Here is a 25616-nt window from a genome sequence, read left to right on the forward strand (position 1 = left end):
GGCGTCCGGCCCTGGGCCACAGATTCGGTTCCGGTGACCGATCCGGGTCACCCACCAGGAACCACGGTTGGGGCCATCTTGATCCTCATCACTGGCGCGGGCGGCCAGCTCGCCCGCCGCATCGTCGCTCATCTCCGCACGGCCGGCGCGCAGGTGGTGCCCGGCAGCCGGAATCCGGCCGAGGGAGGTCGCCGGCTGGACTTCGACCTTCCCGAGACCATCGACCTCACCGACGTCTCCACTTTGGTTCTTGTCTCCGCCGGATATGCCGAGGACGACATCGTTACCCAGCGCCACGCGTCCGTAATTGAAGCTGCCCGCCGCCACGGCGTGAAGCACGTGGTTTACACCAGCCTGGTCGGTGCGGGGGATCACCTGGCGTTCGCGCTGGCGCATCGCGCCACCGAGCGCCTGCTCCGCGACAGCGGGCTGAGTTGGACGATTCTGCGCAACGGGCTGTATGCGGAGCTGATCGGCGGGTTGCTGGCGTGGGAGCAGGGGGTGCTGGTGTCGCCTTTCAACAATGGACGGGTGGCGGCACCGACCCGAGAGGACCTCGCGGTTGCGGCGGCCCGGGTGGCGATCAGGGCAGAAGATCACGTCGGCCGGGTCTATGAGCTGACCGGTGTTCCTTTCAGTACGGCTGACATTGCCGCCGAGCTCGGGGTCGAGGTGCTCGGGCTGAGCCTGGGGGAGTACCGGGACCGGTTGCTGAGCAGTCCGGACCTGTTGCCTTTCCAGCCGCCGATGCTGGCCGGGATCGCCTCGTCGGTGCGGCACGACTTTCTGGGCCAGCACGGGCCTGACCTGGAGGTGCTTCTAGGCCGGACTCCGGCTCCGGGTCTACCGGTGGCCGCACGGACTGCTCGCGCGGCGCTACCTGCTAACCGTGCGCAAGACGGGGCTGCCCGTAGTCTTGGGGGGTGAGCTATTCCGAGCCTCAATTGGTCCGGCTGCGACTGCCGTCCCGTCTGCACCCCGTCTACCTCATCCGTCACCTCGGCCGGGAGGTCGAGGGATACCCGGGGGCAGATCAGTTGGAAACCTTCGAAGGGAAGCTTCTGGGGTCTGACAGCCCGGGTCTCCTGCTGAGACATCTCGGCCTGTCCGACCAGCCCCAGGTGCGCATGCTCAGCCTCGACCTGCGCCGGGCCCGGCGTGGGCTGGGCCGGCCGAGCCCGCGGTGGTCGCGGGTGGTCCGGGCCACGCTGACCGACGCCGACGACCTGTTCTTCGACGCTGCCGCTTCCCTCTCCGACCAGGCCATGGCCGATGCCACCAGTGGCGACACCCCTTTCCACCGCACCCACCAATACCTGTGGGGCCGCGCCGACACGCTGTTGCCGGCCACCGAGCGGCTGCGGTTGTGGGACGCACACCTGGAATGGCTTCAGGATTCCATTACGGTGCGGCACCGCGTCGGTGTCTGAGTAAGTCCTAAGCCCAGAATTCGAACGACATCAAAGCCTGTCGGCGGCGGTAATGTGCTGCCGCCGGCAGGCGCTATGCTGGCGCGCGGTCATGAATGCATTGCGGTGTATTCACCCCGGTAAAGCTCCGTCTGCAGGCGCCCAGGAAGGGCGCCGATGTCGTGGAATCCGAAGCGAAACCTTCGGTGAATCGAACCGGCGGCCCAGGACGAGGCCGACGGTCTCGTATGGGCTTAAGGGGAAAGATGAACATCGTCGTCACCGAATCGCTGCGTCAGGCGGCTCAGGTGCAGACCAGGGCCGCCAGTGCGGTCGGGCCGCAGGTCAGCGAGGCTGCGCGGCGTCTGGCCGAGTGCCTGCAGGCCGACCGGCGGGTGTACGTGATCGGCAACGGCGGCTCGGCGGCCGACGCCCAGCATTTCGCGGCGGAATTCACCGGTAAATATCTGCGCCCCCGACTGCCGCTCCCGGTGCTGGCCCTGACCACCGACACCAGTGCCCTCACCTGTATCGGTAACGACTACGGCTACGATGCGGTCTTCTCCCGGCAGGTCGAGGCCTTCGCCCGGCCCGGTGACATTCTCTTTGCGATCAGCACCAGCGGAAACTCGGTGAACGTGATCGAGGCCGCCCGCAGCGCCCGGCGCAAGGGTGTTTCGGTGATCGGAATGACCGGTCGGGCAGCCGCCGGTCTGGACGCTTTCTGCGATCTGGTGCTCAAGGTCCCTTCACCGGTGACCGCGCGGGTCCAGGAATGCCAGATGACGATTCTGCACATCATCTGCGACCTCACCGAACGTATTCTGCTCGACTCCCGTCGGCCCGCCCCGAAAAACCCGGGTGTGCTTCCGCCCGCGCTGTTGTCGTTGCGGCAGGAATGGCGGCGTCAGGGCCTCACCGTGGTCTCTACCAACGGCTGCTTCGATGTGCTGCACGCCGGTCACCTCGACTCGCTCGACCGGGCCGCCGCCCTGGGCGACGTGCTCGTGGTGCTGCTGAACTCGGACGAGTCGGTGCGGCGGGCCAAGGGGCCTGCCCGCCCGGTGAACCCGCAGCAGGCCCGGGCCCGGCTGCTGCAGGCCCTGACCCCGGTCGCCTACGTGTGCGTGTTCGACCAGGACAACCCGGCCGCGGCCCTGGCTGAGCTGCGGCCAGACGTGCACTGCAAGGGCGAGGAGTACGCCGCCGGCCAGCCGGTGCCCGAGCGCGAGGTGGTGGAGCGCTTCGGCGGCCGCATGGAGTTCCTGCCCCGCACCGTCGACGTCTCCACCACCCAGATCCTCGATCGCCTCGAGGTGGTCTGAATGCCCCACCGGGCGCTGGTGGTGGGCGATCTGATGCTCGACGTGTTCAGCGAGGGTCACGCCGGGCGTCTCTCGCCCGAAGCGCCGGTGCCGGTGGTGCTGCAGAGCACCCGCGTCTACACGCCCGGCGGGGCCGGCAACGCGGCCGCGAACCTGGCCGCGCTGGGAGACGAGGTCACTCTGGTGGCTGCCGTCGGTGACGATCCCGAGGGCCTCCGGCTGCGGGCCGGCCTGAACGCCGCCGGGGTGAAAGACCAGGCCCTGATCACCGGTAATGGCCCGACCACCTGCAAACACCGGGTGATCGCCAACGGCCAGCAGGTGGTCCGCCTCGATGTCGAGCAGCCCGCCGAACCCGAGCTGACCGCAGCCTGCCTGGACCAGGTGCGCCGCAGCATCGGCGCGGTCGACGTGGTGCTGATCTCCGACTACGCCAAGGGCCTGTGCACCCCCGAGGTGTGCGCCGAGGTCGTCCGCCTGGCCCGGGCCCTGCGCATCCCCGTGGTGGTCGACCCGAAAGGTGTTGACTACAGCCGTTATCGCGGAGCCAAGCTGATCACCCCGAACCTTGCCGAGCTGAACCAGGCAACGCCTGCCAACCTGAGCACCCTCCAGCAGAAGGCCCTCGCTCTGGTCGACAGCCTCGGCAGCGCGGTGCTGGTCACCCGCAGCGCCGACGGGATGTCCCTGTTCGACGGGCACTTTCCGGAACTGCACCTCCCAACCCAGGCCCGCACCGTCCTGGACGTCACCGGCGCCGGTGACACCGTCGCGTCCATTGTTGGTGCTCTTCTGGGCCGTGGACTGCCCCTGAAAGACGCCTGTCGCGTGGCCAATGCCTGCGCCGGCGTGGTGGTGGGGCGCCGGGGCACGAGCCCCATCACTTCGGGGGAGCTGCTCGAGGTGTGGGAGGCCGAACTGCCCACAGAGGCAGGTGTGAAAATTCCGGCCAAGTCATGACAACCTACTCCCGGCAACCCGCGTTGCCAGTAGCGGGCCGGGAAAGACCTGGCCCTATCGGAGGGGAAAACCTGTCATGCGTCGAGTTCTGACCGCCGTCGGCATCACCGCAGCTCTGCTCGTGGGTGGGGCCGTGGCCGCCGATGCCGCTCCCAAGAACAAGCCCTGCGTCACCACCACCGAGTTCGGCAAGGTGAAGGTCGGCCAGTCCAAGGCCAAGGTGGCCAAGATCTTCGGCACCAAGGGCAAGCGCGACTCGATCGGCCCCGACGGCCACGGCTACACCAACGAGGTGCGCCAGTACAAGGCCTGCAAGGCCCCCGGCGCCATCGTCACCGTGACGTTCGCGTCCGGCGCCGACCTGCCCGCCACGAAGGTCGGCTGGGCCAACAGCAAGTCCTGGGTCGAGGGCTGGACCCAGTAACCAACTGCTCGTCGTGGCCGTCGGATCCCGCGTAGATCCGACGGCCACACCGGCATTCAGTTGCCGGCCGGAGACTGGTCCCCGGCCCGGGCCGCCTCCAGCAGACGCAGCCAGACCTCGCTGACGGTGGGGAAGGCGGGCACGGCGTGCCACAGGCGGTCGAGGGGCACCTCGCCGACGATCGCGATCGTGGCCGCGTGGATCAGTTCCCCCACGTCCGGGCCCACCAAGGTGAAGCCCACGATCACCTGGCGGTCTTCGTCCACGACCATGCGGGCCTGCCCGCGGTAGCCCTCGGAGTGCAGTGCAGCCCCGGCCACGGTGGCGAGGTCGTAGTCCACCACACGCACGGCCAGTCCAGCGGCGGCCGCGGCTGCGGCAGTCAGCCCGACCGCGGCAACCTCGGGCGAGGTGAAAATGACCTGGGGAACGGCGCGTTCATCGGCGGTCAGGGCGTGTCGGCCCCAGGGGCGGTAGTCGAGTGGCTCTTCCGCGGCTCGGGCAGCGAGTGCATCGCCCAGCGCTCGGGCCTGGTACTTGCCCTGGTGGGTCAGGAGCACGCGGTGGTTCACGTCGCCGGCTGCATAGAGCCAGTCCACCGGGGTTCCATCAGCGTCGAGCACGCGCAGCGTGTCGTCCACCGCGAGCCAGTCGCCCGGCGTCAGGCCGATTCGGTCCAGCCCCAGGTCGTGGGTGTTCGGTTCGCGGCCGGTGGCTACCAGAAGCTCGTCGAACGCGATGGTTTCGCCGTCGGCCAGAGTGAGGTGCAGCAGGCCCTCACCGGATCGGTGCACGTTCGAGACCTGAGCCCCCACTCGCACGGTGACTCCGGCTGCGCGCAGAGATTCGGTGACCAGTTGGCCGGCGAACGGTTCGACCGCCGGCAGGATCCCGTCCCGGGCGAGCACGGTCACTGAAGACCCCAGTTCAGCGAACGCAGTGGCCATTTCGCTGGCCACGACTCCGCCGCCGATGATGGCCAGGTTCTTCGGGAGGCGCTGGGTGGCCGTTGCTTCCCGGCTTGTCCACGGCCTGGCCTCGCGGAGCCCCGAGATCTCAGGAACCAGGGCGCTGCTGCCGGTGGCGATGACCACGGCGTGCCGGGCCGTCAGCGTGATCGTCGAGTCGACCTCGACCACGCGCGGCGAGACGATGCGGCCCTGCCCCCGGAACAGTTCGATCCCGGCCTGCTCGAGCCAGGACGCCTGCCCGTCGTCTTTCCAGTCGGAGGCAAAGGCGTTTCGCCGCTGCAGCACGGCCGCCGGATCCAGGGCGCCGGTCACCGCTTCACGAGCGCCGGGCACCTGACGGGCCGTGCGTAGCGCGGCGGCGCTGCGCAGCAGAGCCTTGGTGGGCATGCAGGCCCAGTAGGAGCATTCGCCTCCCACCAGTTCGCGTTCGACGATGGCGACGCTCAGCCCGCCCTGCCGGGCTCGGTCGGCGACGTTCTCTCCGACCGGGCCGGCGCCGATCACGATCAGGTCGTAAGTGTGTGTGCTCATGTCACTTTCCCTTCGAGGCGCTGCGCAGCCGCAGGGCGGAGACCAGGAAGAAGACGCCGCCGGGGATGGCGTAACCAGCGGCACCGGTCAGGGTGGGGTCGTCGGCCCCGGCGCCCGCGATGAACGAGGCCCCGGCCAGCACGGAGATCGCGCCGCTCAGGATGAGGGGCCACTGGCCGCCCATGGCCCGACGGCTCAGGGATACGGCCAACTGCACGGCTCCCGCCACGATTGCCCAGGTACCCCAGACGCGCAGGACATCCGGGATGCCGGAGGTGGCGGCGACGGCCACCGCGATTGCGGTGATCGAGCTGACCGCCATGTTCACGTACAGGCCCACGACCGATCCGGTGCGGTGGGACGAGCGGGCGTCGACGACGGCGGCACCGACATCGAACAGCGGGTAGATCACGAGCAGGGTGCCGGCCAGGACCCCGAGGTCCTTGGCGGTGGTGAACAGGGCGAGGGCCCAGGCGATGGCGAACGCGAACCGGACGAAGTACAGGCGTTGCAGGGTGCCGGCCACTGCTGTGGTGGTGGTGGTCATGGCAGGTGTCTCCTCCTCGGAATGCAAGAACGAACGTTCTTCCCACCGAAGAGTTGCGCACGTCGGCTCACAAAGTCAAGAACGAACGTTCTTCCTACTAGGATGGCGGCATGAGCCCGACGACCCGCCCCTCCGAGGCCCGCGACCGCCTGCTGAGCACAGCGAGCGCGATCTGGTACGCGGAGGGCATCCACGCCGTCGGGGTCGACCGGCTCGTGGCGGAGGCCCAGGTCACTCGGGCGACCTTCTACCGGCACTTCCCCAGCAAAGAAGACCTGGTCGTCGCCTATCTGCGGGCGGCCGACCGGGGGCTGCGGGAGCAGGTCGAACAGGCCATCGACGGGCTGGAGCCGGCCCGGGCGCTGCAGACGATCGCGCAGGGCATCGCCGCCGGAATCGAGTCCGAAGGCTTCCGCGGCTGCGCCTTCCTGAACGCCGCAGCCGAGTACCCGGACCAGGACAACCCCGTGCACCAGGTCGTCCTCGAACACCGGGCCTGGTTCCTCGACACGCTGACCAGCCTGTTCACCCAGATCAGCACCAAGCCTGACGCCGCCGCCCGGCACTACGCGATGCTGCGCGACGGCGCCATGGCGGCCGGCTGCCTCTTCGACCCGGCCCTGGTCAACGAGACCTTCCTGCGGGGAGTCGAAGGTCTGCTGCAGGCTCAGGTGGCCGCCGCTGAGTAGGCTGCCCGGATGCGGTGGCGCCCGGGGCGAGAACGCCGCCCGGCACCATTTGGGCGGTTGATCCGGGGTTACCCCGGGCTCGGCACCACATCCTCGGCACGGCGCCGCACGTGCGCCGCAGCGCTTCGCGCAGCAAGGCACGCGCACTACAGGACAGGTCGTCGTCGGGCGTCACCGCTGTGAACTCATCCCGCCGCCGCGCCCTGGCCCGTGCCCTGGGCAATGCCTTCCTGACAGCCAACGACTGGACTGTCCGGCCATTGGTGGCCAGTGCCGAGGCAGCAATCGGCTCGCGACCGCGCTGGCTGTTCCGGTTGGCCCGCGAGGTTCTAGCGGCCTATCCGCGTCGGCCGGCAGACCGGCCCCGCGAGTTCGCCCGCTTCATTGAGCTCAGCCCGATCCTGCAGCGGGCCATCACCCGGTCGCTAGCTTCCGAGCAGCCCCTCCAAGTAGTCAGCATCCCGCCGGCGCGCACCCGGATGGCCCCGAGCCGCCCCTGGCCGGTCCCCGAACTGCACGACGCCAACGACCTGGCCGAACTGCTGGAAACTGAACACCTGGAATGGTTCGCCGACGTCTCGTTCAGACAGCGGCGCGCAAAGCCGGGACCGCTGCACCATTACCGCTACCTCTGGACAATCGCTGCCTCAGGACGTCCTCGGCTGCTGGAAGCCCCACTCCCGCGCCTGAAAAGAATCCAGCGCACCCTGCTGGAGCAGGTCCTGGCCCCGATCCCCGTGCACCCCGCCGCCCACGGCTTCGCCCCCGGCCGCAGTGCCATCACCGGCGCCCGCCTTCACACCGGCGCCCCGACAGTGGTCAACCTGGACCTGGCCTCCTTCTTCACCACCGTCAGCGCAGCCCGCATCTACGGCATCTTCCGCACGGACGGCTAGCCAGAACCAGTGGCCCACCTGCTCACCGGCCTGTGCACCACGCGTTCCCCGGTTCGAGTCATCTCGGCCATGCCCCGCAGCACGGGCGACCACAACGAGATCCGATCCCGCCTGCGCAGCCCCCATCTGCCCCAGGGCGCACCCACTTCACCAGCGCTCGCCAACCTGGCCGCGCTGGCACTGGACCGTCGGCTGGCAGGCCTCGCCGCGTCCATTGGTCTGACCTACACCCGCTACGCCGACGACCTCACCTTCTCCGGTGATCTGAGCGACCGCGCGGCCATACGGCTGATCGGCGGTGTCGAAAGGATCGTCCGAGCGGAAGGATTCTCGGTGCAGCCGGCCAAGACCCGCGTACGGCATGCCTTTCAACGGCAGGTGGTCACCGGCATCGTTGTCAACGAACGCCCCAATCTGACCCGAGCCGAGTACGACCAGCTGAAGGCCCTGCTGCACAACGCGGTTCGCCTCGGCCCGGACAGTCAGAACCGCGACCAGCACGGCGACTTCCGGGCTCATCTGCTGGGTCGTATCGCCTGGGCAACGCAGCTCCACCCGGAACGCGGGCAGCGCCTGCGGGCGGCCTTCGACCGGATCGAATGGCCGGCGGACCAGCTGAATCGGGTCACTGCGTCCCGCAGTACGTCGGCGGCTGCCGCGCGGGAGTGATCCGCTCGATCTCCCAGAAGTAGCTCCAGATGGGCGCGGCTGAGTAGGCGGCCCTGTGGGGCTGCATCCGGCCGATCGTGCCGACCGTCAGGGTGTGGGGTCTAGCACTTGTGATTGCTTGGACGATCCGTAACGGATCCTGGCTTCAAAGTTATAGATCGTGCGACCCAAGTAGACAGGCAATCCGATCCTGGCCGCGAATACACAAAGCATCCGAGTTTGCGCTTGCGGTAACGAGTGGATCGGGTGGCCAGGGCGCCGCGCGTCGACACCCCACCGCGCGACGCCACACGTGGCGGGACGCGGATGGGAGAACGACTTGTTCGTCGTGAGCGGGATCGCGTCGAGTCGCTGGCCGGCCGGGCCCGGGGGATGCTTCACGAAGGTTCCGACCCGATCACCGGAGGTACTGATGAAGGCGTTCCTCACCAAGCGACTGCGCACCTGGCTGTTGCTCACCGTTGCCGTCCCCGCGGGCGCAGCGGCTGCGCGGGCCGTGGCGCACCGCATCGAGAAGCGCAATGGCCCCACGCCGGTGTCGCGCGGGCTGATGTCGGTGAGCAACCTGGTGGTGCGGCGGGGCGGCAAGAGCCAGGACGTGTCGGTGGGTGGGCAGGCCGAGGTCAGCCCGGGCAGCCGACGCCGCTGAGCGCTTGTCATCGGATCGGGCACCCTGCACAATGAGGCGCGAGGGTGCTCGACACCCGTGTCTTCGATGGCTCCCGGTGTGCCGAAAAACGCCGATCCGATGCAGAATGCACCAAGCCTTTCCGTTCTGAGTCTGCAGTTCGAGGTCGCGGAAGAAAGCAGCCCCGACTGGCCCGACCTGGTGATCCGGGTCGATGGGCGAGATCCGTTCGAGGGATCCAGATCAGGCTGGCGCGGGTTCGATCCCTCCAGCATGCTGGGTGAGGATTGTCCGCTCATTCCAACCAGTTCCGGTCGCCGCGTGGCGGTCGTCCGCTGCGGGTGTGGCGAAGCCGGGTGCGGGTCGCTCGCGCCGCTGATCGTGGCCTCTGTTGATGGCCGGCGCATCTCCTGGCTGGACTTTCGCGACTACGTGGGCGTCTTCGCCGGCCCAGTCGTGGACGAAGAGATCAAACCCGACTGGGGACGGCCGAAAGACCTTCCTGATCTGCACTTCGACCGCGACCAGTACCTCGCCGAGGTCGAGCGGGTGCGGTGGGACCGGGGCTGGGAGACGCCGCGCAGACGGGTGGCCCGGCTGGTCGGAGAACGCCTGCGCCCTCTGAATCTGGTGTTGCCGCCGAATCTTCCCTTCCATGGGGCCGGTGCCGCCTGGCCCGACAATCAAGGCGTGGTCATCTCTTTCGCGCTCTGGGGCGAGGGAGCCGAAGAGCAGCAGTTCAGTCAGAAGCTCCTCAAACTCCGAAGCGACCTGGCTGAGCCCGAGGCCGCGGCCGAGGAGATGGTGCAGGCGCTGCTGGCGGTCCCGCCCGAGCGCTGGTCCGAGACCTTCGGCTACCGCCCGTGAAGCCCTGACGCTGCACTCCCGGGCAATCCCGAAAGGGCAGTGTTCGGCAATCGCTCCTCCCGTGAACCCGTCTTCCTGCTATCGCTAGTGGCCTGCGAACGGCCCCAGTGCGAGAGCCAGGGAGATGGCTATGTCGCAAGACAACGCGGCGGCCCCTACCAAGGTCGGCAAGCCCGAGCTGAGCGTGATCACGACTGCGCCCGAGAACACCTCCCCGCGAATACCGGCCGGCGTGCTCACCCTGGTCACGGTGGCCCTGGCCTGCGTGGTAGCCATCGCCGAGATCAACCGGCTCACCGGAGCCCTGCGCGACAAGCAGGATCGGGCCGTCTCATTGATGACGTTCGTGGGCCCCAGCCGCTTGTGGACGTGGGAGCCGTCGGGAGACGAGGCGTTCGGGCGACTCGCCGACGGTGCGGCCATCGCGGTGGTGGGTCTGCGCTGGTGGCTGCTGCTGTACGTCGTCCTGCACGTGGTCGCGCTCGGCTGCGCCCTGCTGCTGGCCCGGCGGGCACTGGAGCCCAGTCGAATCACCGGCTGGGTCCTGGTGGCCGCGGCCGGCCTGTGGCTGGTGGTCGACGTCCTGGTGGTCTGGCTCGCTCTGCTGGTCACCCGGACGGAGGCCGAGACCTATAGCGCACCTCTGGCCGAGAGCACTGAATCCTCACTCACCCCGTTCGCAGCCGGGCTGGCCAAGTTCGCCGGGGTCATGGCGTCCATTGGTTGGGTTCTGGCTCTGATTATCGGCTTGCTGCTCGTGCGCCGCCTGACTCAAGAAAGGGCAGACCGAGGACGCCCGCGGCTGGCCAGGCTGCGCAGGGTCGGGCGGGCCGTTTTCATCCAGCGTTTCTCGGTTTTCGTGGTTGCCGTCATCGGCGGGCTCGTCGTTCTGCCGGGCGGGGAGATTCGCGACCAGTTCCCCGATGCAGTGAGGTCTTGGACGGATGGCGAGCTGACCGGCGTCAAGGACGCGGTGGTCGCGGTGCTCGCCCTGGTCGCGTTGTCGGTTGTTGTCTTTCTTACAGGACGGCTGCGGTCCACTTGGGTGTGGAGGCAGCGGGTTTCGCAGGATCAGAGGCCGGCGCCGGATCGCGCGGTCTACCTGTGGTGGCTGGCGGTCGCCGGGGTGGCTCTGGTCGGCGGCCTGGTCGTCGACTTGCTGGGCATGGGTGACGTAGATCTTCGGGTGCTGGGGCTTTTCGTGGCGGCCATTGTTGCGGTGCCGGGGCTTTCCTGGCTCGTCAACCGGTTCAGACCTCAGGCCGGGCCCAGCCTTCCGAAGCAGGACGAGCCTCTGGCCCGGACCGTTTGGATGGTGGGTGACATCGCGGCCGGTGCGCTGCTGGCGATCGGTGGGCTGGGCCTGGTGCGCGCCTACACTGCGCCAACCGTGCTCGGGTTCGGAGTCTGGCCGGCGCTGGCGTTGATCGTTGGCGGCCTCGTGTCTGCGCTCGTCTGGTGGGTCGTTGCACAGGCCGAGGAAGCGCTCAACCGAGGGGAGGGGCAGGCCAAGCACCTCGTGCGGCCCGACGTAATGACCGACCTGGGGCCGAAGCTGGGCATCGGTCTAGGCGTGGTAGCCGCGCTGGGCCTGATCTTCGTGCTCTTCAAACCCCTCACCGCAGCTTCCTGGCTCGGCGTGATCGGCGCGACCACCACCGTCCTCGGTTTTCTCGTAACCCTGGCCGCCCTCGCTGTCCTGACCGTGCAGCGCAACGATCCACTACCCGTCTTCAGGCTCTTCGGGCTCAAACACACCCCGCTGCTGACCCTGCTCTTCCTCGTGCCCTTCCTGGCCTCCCTGGGCGGAGGCGACGTCGACGTGCACCGTGTTCGAGTGGTGTCCAACGCCGATCAGGCTGAGCTCGCGGTCAGCCAAAGACCGCTACTGGCTGAGGCGTTCGATCAATGGCTACAGCAAGAGGGCGGGTGCGTCGGCGCCAACGATGTGGCCGGGCACCCCGTGCGGCCTCTCGTGCTCGTGGCTGCGGCCGGAGGTGGTATCCGCGCTGCGGTCTGGACGGCCTACGGTGTTGACCGGCTGGCCCAGCACTGCGGCCCGCGGCCGATTTTCTTATCTAGCGGCGTCAGCGGTGGCTCGCTCGGACTTGCGTTGGCGCGGGGCGAGGGCTACACCCAGGCAGCCGAGAAACTGGCCGAACCCGGAGCCCTGACCGCGGCCGTCAACGGTCTGCTCGTGCGCGACCTGCTGGCCAGCACCACCGGCATCCGGGTGAACGACCAAGACGGCATGCCCAACGAAAAATGGCTCGACCGAGCCGGTCTGATGGAACACCGCTGGGAATCCCTGGCCCCGGTGCTGGGCGAGAACTTCTTGGGGTCGACCGGCGATTCCGGCCACCTGCTGCTCAACTCGACGTCGGTCGGCACGGCCTGCCGCATGATCGTCAGTGACCTGAAGCTGACCACCGGCGTCGAGCAGGTGGGCTCCGAGTCGGCCCCGGGCGCCGAACGAGACCCTGACTGCCACGCCCCCGACAGCAGCCTGCCCGCGGGCTCGGTCGACCTTCTGCACCAGTACACGCCCTGCCTGAAAGGCGCCCTGCGCAATGGCACCTCGGCCATGCTGTCGGCGCGCTTCCCCTATGTCACACCCAGCGGGGTGATCGACGGGTGCAACGATCTGACCAAGCAGCAACTGGTAGACGGCGGCTACGCCGAGGGCAGCGGGCTGGGCACTCTCGTGGACCTCGGGCCGGAGCTCATGCGTCTGGTGCGCGCCCACAACCTCGGCGTTCTGAACGGGACCGAGCCGGGCGGGTCGCTGGTGGTGCCGACCGTGGTGTTCCTGCAGAACCACTTCGGCACCGACCTCTCAGCCCCGCCCAGCGGCCTCACGTCCGAGCTGCTCGCCCCGCCCATCGCCGCCCGGGCCAAGGAGGAACTGGCCGGCGACGCAGCCCTGCGGCAACGCACCTACGCCCAGTACGCCGACCCGATCCCCTGCGACCCGGCGGAGTCGTGCGAGTCAGACATCCCACCCCTTGTAGTGGTCGCACCGGCAACCCAGCCGTCCGTGACCGCACCCCTGGGATGGACCCTGTCGGAGCGCAGCATCGAGCGCCTCTCGCAGGCCATGGACTTCCAGGTGGGGGCCTGCGCCGGCGGGCTCTGCAACCTCTTCGCCGCGACCAGACGCTGACCCAGGATCACAGCAGGGTGCGCGAGACCCATTCCCCGACCGGCAGCCCGTACACCTCGCCCGCCCCGCCCACACTGCCGATCGACAACACCGAGCCGACCGAGCCCACCGACAGCACCGAGCCGACCGAGAACGCCGAGGCCAGGCTGCCCACGCTGCCCACCGACAAGACGCTGAACATGGACCCGGCCGAGAAGGTGCCGGCGATGGAGGCCCAGCTGAAGGCCGACAGGGCCGACTGCGCAGACGAGAACGACGCGATCGACCGGTAGGAGGAGCCGGGCGACTTCCGTACCGGCTTCGCTGCGGCAGGGGAGCCGTACTGGGGGAGGGCCTGGCCAGAGTCTTCCATGATGATCTCCTCAGTCGTGTCCTTCACAGACCATCATGAGACCCCGGCGCACAGCGGAGGATGGGGATAGCCCCCGGGTCAGTCCTCCTCAGGAAGCACGATCAGCCCGGTGCGCTCCGCGATCGGCAACACCGACTGGATCCGCGCCAGGTCCCACGGCGGCGGCTGCTGACCCGGAATCGGGTCCTCACCGGCGTCGACAAAGAACTCCTCGGGCCCACCCGGGGTGTAGAAGAACAGCATCTTCGTGTTGCTCTTGCTGATGTTCTTGAACCGGTGACGGTGCCCCCGCGGCACGTACACGAAGTCACCGGGCCCAGCCACGAACTTCTGCTCCCCGTCGAGGAACTCCAGCTCGCCCTCAAGCAGGTAGAAGGTCTCGTCCTCGTCGGTGTGGGCGTGCGCCACCGGCCCACCCCCGGGCGGCACGACCGCCTCGATGAACCCCAGCCGCCCGCTGGTCTGACCACGGGTGACCTTCATCGTGTAGCTGTCCCCGGAAACCCACTTGGTCAGCCCCTGCCCGGCCGGCACGTGCAGGGCCCCCACCTTCTCGGTTCCGGGGGCTACATCAGGTACGGAAAAGCTCATCTCTTTCGCCCTCCAGGCTTGCCACAGATCTGCGATGCACCTGAAGACACGGAGGCCGGCGTTCGATAGTTCACCCAGATCCCGCTCGGCCGAGCCTGCGCTCTCGCCACGACGGCCGGGGCTCGGGAAGGCAATCGAGTGAGGTGTACGCCTGGTACACGGCGTACACCTCGAGACTGCGGTGACGGACTGCCGACCGCCAAGACGATGCTGCAGGCGGGATGCTGGGCGGCCTGCAAATGGGATGCTAGGAAGCCTGCAAATGGGATGCTAGCGAGCCTGTAAATGGGATGCTGGGGAGCCTGCAAACGGGATGCTAGCCTGAGAGGCGGTTACCCACTGTGGAGGCGAACGCACTGATGAGTCGAGGCGACCAACGGCCCGAAGCGGGGCGTCTTGCCTGGCCGGACTACCGGCGAAGAATCATCGATGATGAGTTGGACGAGCTCCTCACAGGGCTACCCGCCATCGCGCTGGACGGAGCCAAGGGTGTGGGAAAGACCAGCACGGCCCGGCAGCGGGCCAACACCCAGTTCCGGTTGGACAACCCCGCGGAGATGACGCTGCTTCGCGCCGACCCTGAGCGCCTCGGCACGGCCGACGCGCCGGTACTCGTCGATGAGTGGCAGCACTGGGCCTCCGTCTGGGACTTCGTTCGTCGGGCAGTGGACGCGAACCCGAGCCCGGGCCGGTTCCTGCTCACGGGCTCAGCCGTGCCCCTTGGGCATCCCGTGCATTCCGGGGCCGGGCGGATCGTGACCCGGCGGATGCGCCCGTTGTCCCTCGCCGAGCGCGATCTGGTCTCGCCGACGGTTTCGCTGAGCAAGATGCTCCAGAGCGATCCTCCGATCGCCATCGATGGGGAGAGCCCGATCGGGCTCGCGGAATACGTGCACGAGATCCTGGCGTCCGGGTTCCCGGCCATCCACCCTCTGAGTCAGAGGGTCCGTAACGCGCTACTGGACGGCTACCTCGACGCGTTGGTGCAGAAAGACTTTCCGCAGCAGGGGCATGACGTCCGCGTTCCGCAGACGTTGAAAACGTGGCTTGCCGCCTATGCGGCAGCGACGTCCTCGACCGCCGCCTACTCGGTCATTCTGGATGCTGCGACACCGGCAGACGCCAGCAAGCCGGCCAAGACAACTACTCAGGCCTATCGAGCGGTGCTAGAGCAACTGTGGCTGCTTGATCCGGTGCCCGGATGGGTTCCGAGTAACAATCCTTTCTCCAGACTGACCCAGCGGCCCAAGCATCACTTGGCTGACACCGCCTTGGCAGCTCGCTTACTGCGCGCCTCCGAGCGGACTCTACTGAGCACGGGCGGGGCCCCCGGGGACGTGCTGCCTCGTGATGGAACACTGCTGGGTGCTCTGTTCGAATCTCTCGTCACCCTGTCTGTGAAAACCTATGCGCAGCATGCTCAGGCCGAGACATTTCATCTTCGCACGGCGGGACAGCGCGAGGTCGATCTGATAGTCGAAGGCGAGGATCAGCGGATTGTCGCCTTGGAGGTCAAGCTTGACGGTGAGGTCCAGGCAGAGGACGTGAAACATCTGCATTGGCTTCGCGAGATGATCGGAGACCGTCTGGCGGATGCAGCCGTGATCACGACGGGACGCTTTGCCTACCGTCGACCGGACGGGATAGCCGTTGTCCCCGCTGCCCTTCTCGGGCCCTGACTCGACCGGTCGTCATGGTGTACAACGAAGGCTCGGCCAAGCGGTTGGAGAACCGATGCGACGCACGACCGCCCTGGGCCTGGGGTTGGTTCTTCTGCTTGCCGGTTGCGGCGCCGACAACACCGTCGAGGTGGTCACCGCAGAGGCGTCCCAGCAGGCCGCGACCGACTGCGGCGACCACGAGATCGGCCAGAACGAGCGCCTCAACACTCCCGCCGCCACCTGCCTGCTCGACGCGGTGAAGGCGGACGAGCAGGCCATCCTCAAGATCACCTTCTTGACCACCGAGGGCGATCCGATCAAGCAGGTCTATCGGCATCTGGGCGCGGGCGAGGTGCAGGTGGTCACCGACACGACCGAGGACAAGTTCGGGCCGAACGAGGTCCGCACCGAAACCTGCACGGGCCTGGTGCGGTCGTCGTTCGCCTTCACCTTCACCTTCAGCGCCTGCACCTAGGTCGTGTCCTGCACCTAGACGCAGAGCACCGACGGCCACCGGGGAAGAGTGGCCGTCGGTGACGCTGGTTCAGCGGTGGGCCTTCAACCACTTGCTCACGTCGTTGACGACCTTGCGGTCGGGCTCACCGAATTCGGGGGTGAACTTGGGCGTGGTGTTCATGGTGTGGGCCATGCCCGGGTAGATCACGATCTTGTGGTCCTTGTTGCCGGCCTTGGCCACGGCGGCGTCGGCGGCCAGGGCGGCGCGGGCCGGGGTCTGCAGGTCGTTCTCGCCGTTGAGCATCAGGACCGGGCCGGAGTACTTGGGCAGGGCCTCGGAGACGGTGGGGAAGCGGCTGAGGTCGTTGATGTAGTCGACCAGGGGCTTGTCGAAGCCGGGCACGTTCGGGTAGCTGCCGATGCCCGTGACCTTGCGCAGCACCGCGCCCGCCTCGGCGTCGATCGAGACCTTGCCGTCGCGGTTCTTGTCGGTGCTGGCCAGCACCTTGCCCTTGCCGTCGAGCAGGATCGGCCGGAACTGCTCGGCCACCTCCTTGGGCTGGCCGACCAGGCCGTCCTTGGCCTCGCGGGCGGTGAGCTGGCCGTCGGCGTTCACGTCGAACTCGTCGTGCAGCTGCAGCAGCAGGCGCCCGAAGATCTGCAGCGTGAGCAGCTCCTTCAGCTCCAGCCCGACCACGCCCATCTCGACCACACCGGCGGGCTTGGGGATGTCGTAGCGCTTGGGGTCGGCGGCCAGGTTGGCGGCCACGTTGGTGCCTTCGCTGTGGCCGAGCAGGAAGATCTTGGACGCGTCGACCTTGGGTGACTTGGCGGCGAACCGGATCGCGGCGGCCGCGTCCTTCTGGATCCGGGTGTAGGGGTTCTTGGGGTTCAGCTGGGCCGGGTCCTTGGTCTCCACCGGCCCGACGCCGGTCACGCCGCGCTTGTTGAACCGCAGGGTGGCGAACCCTTCGCGGCTGGCGGCCTGGGCGAGCGGCACGAAGGTGGAGCCCTTGCCGTCGGGCAGGGTCTGGTTCATGTCGTTGTGGCCGCTGCCGTGCAGCATCACCACCACCGGCAGCTTGCCCTGCGCACCCTTCGGATAGGTCAGCTCGCCCTCTGTCACCCAGCCCTGACCGAAGTCGATCCGGACCTTTTCGCGGACGATGCCCTGCCAGCCGTCGGATTCGGCGTTGGCACCCGTCGGCTGGGCGGTCGCCGAGGCCGGCAGGGCCGCAGAAGCGGCGAGCGCCCCACTGGAGGCGAGCACCGCGGCAGCGCCGACGGCGACGGTCACTTTCCGGAACTTCTGCGTCGTTGTCATGCCCTGAACGCTATTTTCGACGGGCCGAGTGGAACGATCCCGGCATCTACCCACTATTGGTATAGCTGGCTGTACCGTCACCAGGTTCGGAGCGTGCGCCATGAGTCGTCGTGAACAGTTCGTCCGTGCAGCCGTAGAGCGAGGTCACAGCCCCAGCGAGGCCGAATCTTTCACGCGGTTCCTGCGGTTCGCGATCGGTACGAATGGACGGGTGAACGGCCCCGTTGTCGGGCGGAACGGGGGCCTGCCAAGCCTGCCGGTGGGCCTGGAATGGCCGCGTTCCGAGTACGGGCCGCTGCCGTTCGTCGTTTCGTACGACTGTGCGGCCCTGCCCCAGGTCGAGGGTCTGCCCATACCGCCGACCGGCACGATGCTGTTCTTCCTGCACCACGAAGACGACTACGAGAGCGACGCCAAGGATCAGCAGCACGCGCAGGCCATCTACGTGCCGCTGGGCGCAGAAACCGTCGAGGCGGCCGAGCCCGAGCACGCCGAAAGCATGTTCTCCGACTGGGAACGCAACTTCGTCAGGCCGCAGCGCGAGCTGTACGCCTGGGTGCGCGCCGACCTGCCCGAATGGCTGAGCAGAGACGAGGCCGACCTGTCCGCGTTCCAGCGGGAATTGGTGCAAGACCTGCCGCACCGCCAAGACCTCTGCGCCCTGGCCCAAGAGCTGTGGCCGGCCGGGGAAGACTGCGACTGCCAGCTGGGCGGCTACTCCATGCACATCTCCGAGCTGAGCACCCCGCACCTGTACGAGACGCCCGAGGTCGCGATGGCCCGCGAAAAGGTAGAGGTGAGCACCGGCGAGAGCGCGAAAGACCATCTTCTGGAGCAGGAGACGCACCGGGTGATGGGGGAGTGGCTACCGCTGGCCCAGTTCCAGATCGACGAGGTCTACATCGGGCGCTTCCTGATCCGCCCCGACGACCTGGCCGCCGGCCGCCTGGAAGGCGTGATCACCTGCACCGAGTTCACCGAGTGAAGTCTCCCCGCGCACGACGATGCCCGCCCACCAAAGGTGGGCGGGCCTCGTCCTCAAATTTGCCGTAGAACCTCAGCTCACCAGCTCAGGCTCGCGATCCGCGGGCCGGTCCTTCGTCAGCTCGTGCCCCTCCACGTCCACGTTCGGCACGATCCGGTCCAGCCAGCGCGGGAGCCGCCAGGCACGCTCGCCCAGAAGCTTCATCACCGCCGGCACCAGGGTCAGCCGCACCACGAAGGCGTCGATCAGCACCCCGAAGCCCAGGGCGAAGGCGATCGGCATGATGTTCGGGTCGTGCGAGAACAGGAAGCTGACGAACACCGCGATCATGATGGCCGCCGCGGCCACCACCACCCGCCCGGCGCTGCGGCCCCCGGCCACGATCGCTGCGTCGGCGTCGCGGTGACGGGCGTAGTGCTCACGCATGGCCGAGACGAGGAAGACTTCGTAGTCCATGGCCAGGCCGAACAGCACCGCCATGATGATGATCGGCACGAAGCTGGCCACCGGTCCCTCGGAAGGCACACCCAGCGGCCCGGCCAGCCAACCCCACTGGAACACCGCCACCATCGCGCCGAACGCTGCGGCGACCGAGAGCAGGAAGCCGGACGTGGCCTTGAGCGGGATGGTCCAGGAGCGGAAGGCGATCATCAGCAGCAGGAGTGACAGCCCGACCACCACGATCGTGAAGGGCAGCAGAGCGCCGTTGAGCTTGTCGTTCACGTCGATGCTGACCGCGGTCAGGCCGGTGACCGCCGCGTAGTCGCCGGTCTGAGCACTGATCGGTTCTAGGGTTGAGCGCAGCTCCGCGACCAGGGCGTTGGTCTCGCTGTCACGGGGACCGGTCTCGGGGATGATGCCGACCATCGCGGCCTGCTCGTCGGGCGCCATCTGCACCGGGCTCACGCCGGCCACCCCGGGAACCTGCTCCACGGCGGCGGCCACGCTCTCAGCGGTGGTTTGAATCTGAGCGGGAGAGTCGCCTTCGACCAGGATGGCCAGCGGGCCGTTGGCGCCCGGCCCGAATGCGTCGGAGATGAGGTCGTAGGCCTTGCGGGGCTCGGAAGACGCTGCCGCCGAACCGTTGTCGTTCAGAGCCAGCTCCAGCTGGGCGGCCGGCACAGCAACAACACCCAAGCCAAGGACGACTGCCAGCACGACAGTGCGGGGGTAGCGGGTGACGGCGCTCACCCAGCGGACCGACCAGGTACGAGCCTCGGAGTTCAGTTCACGGCGGGCAGCGCGGGAATTCGGCTTCGGGCGCATCTTCTCGCCGGCCAGGGCCATGAGCGCCGGCAGCATGGTCAGAGCCAGCAGCACCGCGACAGCCACCGCACCGGCCGAGGCCAGACCCATCGAGGTCAGCATCGGCACCCCGGCCACCACGAGCCCGGACAGGGCGATGATGACGGTCAGCCCAGCGAACACCACCGCGCTACCAGCCGTCGCCGTGGCCATCGCCACCGACTCGGCCACGCTCATACCCCGGGCCAGCTGGCCCCGGTGCCGCGAAAGAATCAGCAGCGCATAGTCAATGCCCACCGCCAGACCCAGCATGATTGACAGCGTGAGCGCGTTCTGGTTGACCGAGAACTGGTTGGCCACCAGCAGTGTGGCCCCCACCGTGCCGCCCACGCCCAACACCGCAGTCAGCAGCGGGATCCCGGCGGCAACCATCGAGCCGAAGGTGATGAGCATGACCAACAGAGCCACGCCGATACCAATGACCTCGGTAGGCCCGAACGGTGCGTGCTCCTCCTCAAAGGCGTCACCTCCGAACAGAACCAGGCCCCCAGCGTCTTCAAATTGGCGGTTGTAGTCGGCCCCCGCCGCTCGCACCGCCTCCTGCAGGGCCGGCTCGACCTCTTCGCCGGCCGGAACGTCCAGGCTCAGCGACGTGACCGCAACCCGGCCGTCTTCGGAGACCTCCTGAGACGGGTCACTCACCTCGACGACCTTCTCGGCCCCCTGAAGCCGCTCCACGGTGGCCTGGATCTGCTGGGCGACCGCCTCGTCCGTAATTTTGGCCCCTAACGGAGCCTGGAAGACCACGTCCCCGCTGATCCCGCCGTCTTCCGGGAAGTGCCGATCCATCTTCTCCAGGGCAGCCTGGGCGGGGGAGCCCGGGATCGAGCTGCCGGACTCGAACGAACCGGGGAAGCTGAGGGCCAACCCCAGCACCACCAGCACCGATGTCAGGGACAGACTCAGGAAGGTGAGCCGGCGGCGAGCTGCCAGGGCACCCACCCGGTAGAGGAACGTAGCCACAGAATTGCCTTCCAGACGGGCCGTTTTGCTGACACGTCCAATCTGGTGGAGCAGGTTGACGCCATCCCTGCTGCGAGCGTGACGGGTTCCTGAGGGGTTGTGGGGGTAATCGTCAAGATCGCTCGCAACGCACTTCTACAAAACAGCCCACTTCTACAAAACGCCGTTGTATATTTCGATCGTGCATGTTGAGGAACTGGCCTCGCTGGTGTCTGACCTTCGTCAGGAGGGCAGTGACACCCCTGAAGTCGAGGTCAAGCGGGCCGCGGGTGGGTTCCCAGACAGCGTGCTGCCTACCGTGTCCGCCTTCGCGAACACGCCCGGTGGGGGAACGATCGTCTTCGGGCTGGACGAGAGGTCAGGCTTTGCTGCTGTCGGCGTGTACGACGCCGCCGCATGCAAGGCAACCCTGGCGACCAAGGCCCGCCAGGCTCTCGATCCGCCGGTCACCTTCGAGGCCTGGGATCTGACTTTCGAAGGCGTCGCCGTCCTGGTCGTGAAAATCCACGAACAGCCGGCCCACGGCAAGCCCTGCCGGGTTCTCTCGTCTGGAAAGGCCTACCTGCGTTCCTACGATGGGGACTACGAACTGTCACAGGTTGAGGAACAGGCCTTCGTTGCGAATCGCAGTACCCCCGTCTTCGATCAGCAACCTGTGCCGGGAACCACCACGGCCGACCTGCGCGCCGACCTGCTGGCCTCCTACTTGACGTCGTGTCGCGCTTCCTCTACCGCGCTGGGGGCGATGTCTGACGAGCAGATCCTCTATCGCACCGGCGTCACGACGGGCACTGATCGCGTACTCAGCCTTGCCGGTCTTCTCGCGCTGGGAACCTATCCGCAGCAACATGTTCCGAACTGTGTGATTCAGGCATCTGTGGCGCCCCGCAGCAGTGATCCGGCAGGCACCCGCGCCGCCGATGTGCGCCGCTTTGACGGCCCGCTGCCGTTGATGCTGGACGAGGCATTGCGATGGGTACAGCGCAACACTCGCACCAGGGTCCGGTTCGGCATCGACGGACAGGCCCGGGACGAACCCGAGTTCCCGGTCGAGGCTGTTCGAGAGTTGCTTTCCAACGCGCTGATACACCGCGATGTCGGGCCGTATGCCCTAACTCAGGCCATCACTCTGCGGCTGGATGAGCGACAGTTGATCTTGTCCAATCCTGGCGGCCTGTGGGGTATTACTGTCGATCGACTCGGCAAGAGCGGTGTCACGTCAGCCCGTAACGGCCACCTGTTGAGAATCTGCCAGAACGTGCGCAGCCAGGAGGGCAACCGTGTCGTGGAAGCTCTCGCGTCCGGTATCCCGGCCGTCCTGGAAAGTTTGCGCAATGCAGGAATGGTGCCGCCCCGGTTCCACGATCAAGGCATCAGTTTCACTGTCGCAGTCCCCAACCATGCGCTGCTAGCGGCCGACGACCTGACTTGGCTGGCCGCTCTTCCGGCCGCCGCGTCGCTCAGCGACCGCCAACGGCACGCACTGGTCGCCATGCGGCATGGTCAAACCTGGACGAACCAGACGTTCCGTGAGACCTTCCCCATGGATTCACGCGAAGCCCGGACCGAACTTGCCGGGCTCGTCGAAGCAGGTGTTGCAACAGCTGAAGGGGAGCGCGGCCAGCGCATCTACCGACTTCCAGATGCGCTGACTGGCCAACAAGACGCGGGTTCCCGCACCACGTCGCCGCTGACCTCGTCGACACACGAGCCACACGTCGCTCCTCGGACGCAGCCACAACCGACAATCGTCAACAACACCGGTGCAGGGCGCCGTATCCATTGGGAAACCATCAAGCGGCAACTGCAGACGGGCGAAAAGTCGGCGTCCGAATTGGTAATCGCCACCGGATTGACGGCCAGGCAGGTTCAGTACGCGCTTCAGCAGATGCGTGAGGCCGGTCTGGTCGTCCTGGTCGGCAGCCAAGGGCGCCGCGAAAGTCGTTACCGGGCGATCCCATAGCCCTCGAACCCGCTGTCCTCATCGCAGAAAGCTGGCCTGGCGCGTTACTACAGGCGCTGGTCGTCTGCGGCAGGGCCAAAGCCCGGTCAAGAACGGCGGTTGCGGCTTGTGCGGGTGACCCACGCGATCAGGGTCGCGTTCACCACGGCGCTGAGGGCGACGACGCCGGCGAAGGTTGCGACGTTGCCGCTCTCGCCCAGGTCCGGCAGGGCCATGGTGGCGGGCAGCGACCAGGGCAGGGTGACGAAGAGGGCCCAGACCCCCGCCAGGTTGGCGTCCGGAGCGGTGTGGGTGGCTTGGGAGACGGCGACGAACAGGCCGGTCGCGGCGACCGCGGCCAGGTAGACCTGGGCCGGTCGGCTACTGGCGATGAGCTGGAGCGGGTTCGTGCTGTGGTGGTTGCCGTTGCTGCTCGCGTTCGTCATGGCTTCTGCGCTCCTGGGCTGAGAAGGGGTGTTTCTCGGTAAGCACGAAACTAGGCGGGCAGACGGGCAAGTGCGTCCGTCCGAAGTCGCAGGACGGGGGTGCGCCAAAGGATGACCCCGGGCCCGCCGCTCAAGCCGATGCGGATCTTCGCCGATGGGCAGAGCTCACCTGTTGGCGATCAAGGAGGAGCTCCAATGGCGAAGAAGAAGGGCAGCAAGGACAAGAAGGGCAAGAACAAGAAGTCCGGCAAGAAGAAGAAGTAGCAGTCGGGCTCGACGGATGGTCACGGCCCGGATCGGCTGACGTCGGTCAGGGCCGTGACCACCCGACTAAGCATGCTTACTCAGCTGCCGCGCCGCGCCCTAAGGTGGCGGCATCGCTCTGGCCCGACCAGGTCGCCAAGCTGAGCTACCACGACCCGGAGACCTACGGGCTCGACCCGACCAAGCTGCCGCCAGAGGCCCTGGCCCGCATGGCCGGCAACCGCCAGACCCTGATGGCCTACGCCCCCGAGATGACCGACCCCACCCTGGCCGGCCGGCTCGCCCGCGTCACGGCACCGACCCTGGTGCTCTGGGGCGAGGCCGACCAGATCGCAAATCCCAATTATGGACGGGTGTTTGCGGCTGCGATCCCCGGCGCGCGTTTCGCTCTGATCACCGAGGCGGGACACCTCCCGCAGATCGAGAGGCCGCGCGAGCTCATCGAGAGCATCTGGTCATTCCTCGAAGAGGTGGGGGACTAGTCGAAGGGGCAGGGTTTGTCTGACGGAGCGCACACCGAAAGCCCCTGCGTGAGCGTCAGACTTCCTGAACGACGACCCTCCTTGTATGCCATCGTCACCGTGTCGTACTTCCAGGCTCCTTCTTTCAGCGCCCGGTACTGGACCAGCACCGACACTCTGACGCCAGGCGCCAGTTCGTAACCGGCCAACGGCGAGCGCTTGGCCTCAGGGATGACCTTCTCTCCGGCGCCGGCGGACATGCCAATCGTCGTCTCGCCTTTCAGAGACTCGGTGGGTACGACCTGCAGGCGCTGGACCTCGATCGGGTCCTGTACCTGACTGGTGTCCTGGTCGGGATTCAGCGGCAAGTCTTCCAGCACGATCGGCGAGTCCCCGGTGTTCCAGACGAGCAGCATGCCCCACGTCGCAACATCATCTACGTCCATGGTCAAGCCGGTGATCGTCTCGGTCGTCGGGCCGGCCAGCGCATCGGAGGCGCGGATCGCGAGGACGTACACCATCACGGATGCCACGACCGCCGTGGCGGCGACCGCTGAAACCATCAAGGCGAACAGTCTGCGCCGGCCGATCCCTCGTGCGTGTGTCACGGGCCCGAGTATCCACCGGTGGCTCCAAGCAGCTCAGTCCGGATCGTTCGGGTTCAGCAGGCGGGTGATGGCTGCCCGATCGGAGCCCTCGGCTGCCGGAACGCTCGAAACGCAATTCGCTCATTCGACGCTGCTCCCGAGCCTGGGTCTCAAAGTGTGGTTTGTCCGACCTTACGTGATCATGATTCGGTGGCCGATCCCGACCTGGCAGTCGTAGCCCGCCGACGCCAAAAGCGCTTCTTCGTAATAGCTTCGCCGCTGTTCGTTCTTCTGGTTCCGGCAATGGCCCTGGTGAGCTTCGCTTCAACCAGGTCTATGGACGATCTGCCAGCCGGGAGCTGGATCATCTTGGCTGCTTCGGCCGTCCCTGCGCTGCTCGTCGTGGGTGTGCTGCTCTGGGCTCGCCGATGGGGTGTGCGGGCGGTGCAGCCGCCGCTTTCTTGGGGGTTGAGCTGGGCCGAGCGCTGGCGGATCTCGAAGGCCATCCGGACCAATCAGCCGGTGGGTGAACATCTCGAGGTCGCCCGTGACATGGCTCATCGGTCGGTCAGCAGTCGGTGGGTGGCCTACGTGCTCGGCCCGATCGGAGTGGCTCTCCTGTCGCTGCGGTTCCTGATCGACGACGGGGAGGGTGCGGGCGGATTCCCGGCCTACGTTGCCCCGGTCATTGCGATCGCCCTGGCTCCCAATATCTGGCTCGAGGCCAAGCGGGCGCAGCGCTGGCTCGACGAGCACGGCCAGGGGGAGACGGCGTGACGCGCCTCGTGTACCCGAAGCCGGAACCGGACCGTCGTCGGTCTGCCTGGTGGTGGGCGGTGGTCGCGGTGGTCGCGGTGGTGTGGGTGGTGATGGCGGTCTGGGTTGTCGGCTGGGGGAGGGCGGTCATGCTGGCCGCGATCGGGATGTTCTGCAGCTGGTACGACCAGCGAGTGCAGACTGTCGTCACAGCGGAGGAGATCGCGGTCAAGGGATGGTTTCGCAACTGGACGCTGCCGGTGGGCGACCTCATCGAGGTTCAGACGCGCGATCTGGCGGGCGACCCGGTGTACGCGGTTACCCGCGCCGGTCGCCGCAGGCAGTTGGCGAAGGTGAAGCCCCAGCACCTCTCTGAGATCGGCGCCTTGACCGGCCTGCCTGTGCGCGACTACACAGACAAGGCCTGAGCCTGCCCAGGGGCTT

At 67.4% G+C, this 25616-nt stretch carries 26 protein-coding genes and 1 pseudogene; 20 read left to right on the forward strand and 7 right to left on the reverse strand.

All coding sequences use genetic code 11. The annotated features are described in order from the left end of the window. The first annotated feature begins 78 nt into the window (after nt 1–78). From LWF15_RS19700 to LWF15_RS19720, 5 genes are all read left to right on the forward strand, one after another. A complete protein-coding gene (locus tag LWF15_RS19700) occupies nt 79–927 on the forward strand; it encodes an NAD(P)H-binding protein (protein WP_232812328.1) in 849 nt (282 codons plus the stop codon). Continuing rightward, on the forward strand, nt 924–1430 hold the full coding sequence (locus LWF15_RS19705) for a hypothetical protein (protein ID WP_232812329.1): 507 nt from the start codon (nt 924–926) through the stop codon (nt 1428–1430). Before LWF15_RS19700 ends, LWF15_RS19705 begins: the two co-directional genes overlap by 4 nt. A gap of 245 nt (nt 1431–1675) precedes the next feature. Beyond that, complete coding sequence (locus LWF15_RS19710) at nt 1676–2734, forward strand: SIS domain-containing protein (RefSeq protein WP_232812330.1); 1059 nt, start codon at nt 1676–1678, stop codon at nt 2732–2734. Continuing rightward, on the forward strand, nt 2735–3694 hold the full coding sequence (locus tag LWF15_RS19715) for a bifunctional heptose 7-phosphate kinase/heptose 1-phosphate adenyltransferase (RefSeq protein WP_232812331.1): 960 nt from the start codon (nt 2735–2737) through the stop codon (nt 3692–3694). It abuts the gene before it with no gap. A gap of 76 nt (nt 3695–3770) precedes the next feature. Further along, complete coding sequence (locus LWF15_RS19720) at nt 3771–4118, forward strand: hypothetical protein (protein ID WP_232812332.1); 348 nt, start codon at nt 3771–3773, stop codon at nt 4116–4118. A gap of 56 nt (nt 4119–4174) precedes the next feature. Here LWF15_RS19720 and LWF15_RS19725 read toward each other — a convergent pair whose 3' ends face one another. Together LWF15_RS19725 and LWF15_RS19730 are read right to left on the reverse strand one after the other, a co-directional pair. Beyond that, a complete protein-coding gene (locus LWF15_RS19725) occupies nt 4175–5620 on the reverse strand; it encodes a dihydrolipoyl dehydrogenase family protein (RefSeq protein ID WP_232812333.1) in 1446 nt (481 codons plus the stop codon). A gap of 1 nt (nt 5621) precedes the next feature. Continuing rightward, on the reverse strand, nt 5622–6167 hold the full coding sequence (locus tag LWF15_RS19730) for a hypothetical protein (protein WP_232812334.1): 546 nt from the start codon (nt 6165–6167) through the stop codon (nt 5622–5624). Nucleotides 6168–6277: 110 nt separating this feature from the next. On the opposite strand from LWF15_RS19730, the gene LWF15_RS19735 reads away from it, so the two are divergent. The 7 genes from LWF15_RS19735 (at nt 6278) to LWF15_RS19765 (ending at nt 13351) form a co-directional block, all read left to right on the forward strand. Continuing rightward, nucleotides 6278–6856, forward strand: coding sequence for a TetR/AcrR family transcriptional regulator (locus LWF15_RS19735; protein WP_232812335.1), 579 nt, complete (start codon nt 6278–6280; stop codon nt 6854–6856). Nucleotides 6857–7035: 179 nt separating this feature from the next. After that, complete coding sequence (locus LWF15_RS19740; RefSeq protein ID WP_232812336.1) at nt 7036–7752, forward strand: RNA-dependent RNA polymerase family protein; 717 nt, start codon at nt 7036–7038, stop codon at nt 7750–7752. 9 nt (nt 7753–7761) lie between these two features. Beyond that, nucleotides 7762–8421, forward strand: coding sequence for a reverse transcriptase domain-containing protein (locus tag LWF15_RS19745; protein WP_232812337.1), 660 nt, complete (start codon nt 7762–7764; stop codon nt 8419–8421). A gap of 412 nt (nt 8422–8833) precedes the next feature. Next, entirely contained in the window at nt 8834–9070 is a 237-nt protein-coding gene (locus LWF15_RS19750) for a hypothetical protein (protein WP_232812338.1), read from the forward strand. 57 nt (nt 9071–9127) lie between these two features. After that, on the forward strand, nt 9128–9916 hold the full coding sequence (locus tag LWF15_RS19755; RefSeq protein ID WP_232812339.1) for a hypothetical protein: 789 nt from the start codon (nt 9128–9130) through the stop codon (nt 9914–9916). Between the two features lie 130 nt (nt 9917–10046). Further along, complete coding sequence (locus LWF15_RS19760) at nt 10047–13079, forward strand: hypothetical protein (protein ID WP_232812340.1); 3033 nt, start codon at nt 10047–10049, stop codon at nt 13077–13079. A 17-nt stretch (nt 13080–13096) separates the two neighbouring features. After that, nucleotides 13097–13351: a hypothetical protein gene (locus tag LWF15_RS19765; RefSeq protein WP_232812341.1), complete on the forward strand. Its 255-nt coding sequence runs from the start codon at nt 13097–13099 to the stop codon at nt 13349–13351. Nucleotides 13352–13509: 158 nt separating this feature from the next. On the opposite strand, the gene LWF15_RS19770 is transcribed toward LWF15_RS19765, so the two are convergent. Further along, complete coding sequence (locus LWF15_RS19770; protein ID WP_232812342.1) at nt 13510–14022, reverse strand: cupin domain-containing protein; 513 nt, start codon at nt 14020–14022, stop codon at nt 13510–13512. Nucleotides 14023–14363: 341 nt separating this feature from the next. Between LWF15_RS19770 and LWF15_RS19775 the strand changes: the two genes are divergently transcribed. Continuing rightward, nucleotides 14364–15701 carry an ATP-binding protein gene (locus LWF15_RS19775; protein ID WP_232812343.1) on the forward strand — a complete coding sequence of 446 codons (1338 nt, stop codon included), beginning with the start codon at nt 14364–14366 and terminating at the stop codon, nt 15699–15701. 55 nt (nt 15702–15756) lie between these two features. Then, on the forward strand, nt 15757–16158 hold the full coding sequence (locus LWF15_RS19780) for a DUF4362 domain-containing protein (RefSeq protein ID WP_232812344.1): 402 nt from the start codon (nt 15757–15759) through the stop codon (nt 16156–16158). 69 nt (nt 16159–16227) lie between these two features. On the opposite strand, the gene LWF15_RS19785 is transcribed toward LWF15_RS19780, so the two are convergent. Beyond that, nucleotides 16228–17463 carry an alpha/beta hydrolase gene (locus tag LWF15_RS19785; RefSeq protein WP_232812345.1) on the reverse strand — a complete coding sequence of 412 codons (1236 nt, stop codon included), beginning with the start codon at nt 17461–17463 and terminating at the stop codon, nt 16228–16230. A 211-nt stretch (nt 17464–17674) separates the two neighbouring features. On the opposite strand from LWF15_RS19785, the gene LWF15_RS19790 reads away from it, so the two are divergent. Then, nucleotides 17675–18448, forward strand: coding sequence for a DUF1963 domain-containing protein (locus LWF15_RS19790; protein ID WP_232812346.1), 774 nt, complete (start codon nt 17675–17677; stop codon nt 18446–18448). A gap of 72 nt (nt 18449–18520) precedes the next feature. Here LWF15_RS19790 and LWF15_RS19795 read toward each other — a convergent pair whose 3' ends face one another. Next, nucleotides 18521–20716 (reverse strand): MMPL family transporter, encoded by a 2196-nt coding sequence (locus LWF15_RS19795; RefSeq protein ID WP_232812347.1) that lies wholly within the window; start codon nt 20714–20716, stop codon nt 18521–18523. 181 nt (nt 20717–20897) lie between these two features. Here LWF15_RS19795 and LWF15_RS19800 point away from each other — a divergent pair, with 181 nt between their 5' ends. Then, on the forward strand, nt 20898–22679 hold the full coding sequence (locus tag LWF15_RS19800) for an RNA-binding domain-containing protein (protein WP_232812348.1): 1782 nt from the start codon (nt 20898–20900) through the stop codon (nt 22677–22679). An 86-nt stretch (nt 22680–22765) separates the two neighbouring features. On the opposite strand, the gene LWF15_RS19805 is transcribed toward LWF15_RS19800, so the two are convergent. Further along, on the reverse strand, nt 22766–23104 hold the full coding sequence (locus tag LWF15_RS19805) for an SCO4225 family membrane protein (protein ID WP_232812349.1): 339 nt from the start codon (nt 23102–23104) through the stop codon (nt 22766–22768). A 99-nt stretch (nt 23105–23203) separates the two neighbouring features. Between LWF15_RS19805 and LWF15_RS19810 the strand changes: the two genes are divergently transcribed. Both LWF15_RS19810 and LWF15_RS19815 read left to right on the forward strand, forming a co-directional pair. Continuing rightward, complete coding sequence (locus LWF15_RS19810) at nt 23204–23368, forward strand: hypothetical protein (protein WP_232812350.1); 165 nt, start codon at nt 23204–23206, stop codon at nt 23366–23368. A 101-nt stretch (nt 23369–23469) separates the two neighbouring features. Next, nucleotides 23470–23850: pseudogene (locus LWF15_RS19815) on the forward strand (alpha/beta fold hydrolase); the annotation flags it as partial. Here LWF15_RS19815 and LWF15_RS19820 read toward each other — a convergent pair. Beyond that, nucleotides 23847–24437 carry a hypothetical protein gene (locus tag LWF15_RS19820; protein ID WP_232812352.1) on the reverse strand — a complete coding sequence of 197 codons (591 nt, stop codon included), beginning with the start codon at nt 24435–24437 and terminating at the stop codon, nt 23847–23849. The pseudogene LWF15_RS19815 and the gene LWF15_RS19820 overlap by 4 nt on opposite strands. A 189-nt stretch (nt 24438–24626) precedes the next feature. On the opposite strand from LWF15_RS19820, the gene LWF15_RS19825 reads away from it, so the two are divergent. Together LWF15_RS19825 and LWF15_RS19830 are read left to right on the forward strand one after the other, a co-directional pair. Then, on the forward strand, nt 24627–25193 hold the full coding sequence (locus tag LWF15_RS19825; protein ID WP_232812353.1) for a hypothetical protein: 567 nt from the start codon (nt 24627–24629) through the stop codon (nt 25191–25193). After that, nucleotides 25190–25600, forward strand: coding sequence for a hypothetical protein (locus LWF15_RS19830; RefSeq protein WP_232812354.1), 411 nt, complete (start codon nt 25190–25192; stop codon nt 25598–25600). Before LWF15_RS19825 ends, LWF15_RS19830 begins: the two co-directional genes overlap by 4 nt. The last annotated feature ends 16 nt before the right edge of the window (nt 25601–25616 follow it).

This window comes from Kineosporia rhizophila, from assembly GCF_021277265.1.
GTDB classification, from domain to species: domain Bacteria; phylum Actinomycetota; class Actinomycetes; order Actinomycetales; family Kineosporiaceae; genus Kineosporia; species Kineosporia rhizophila.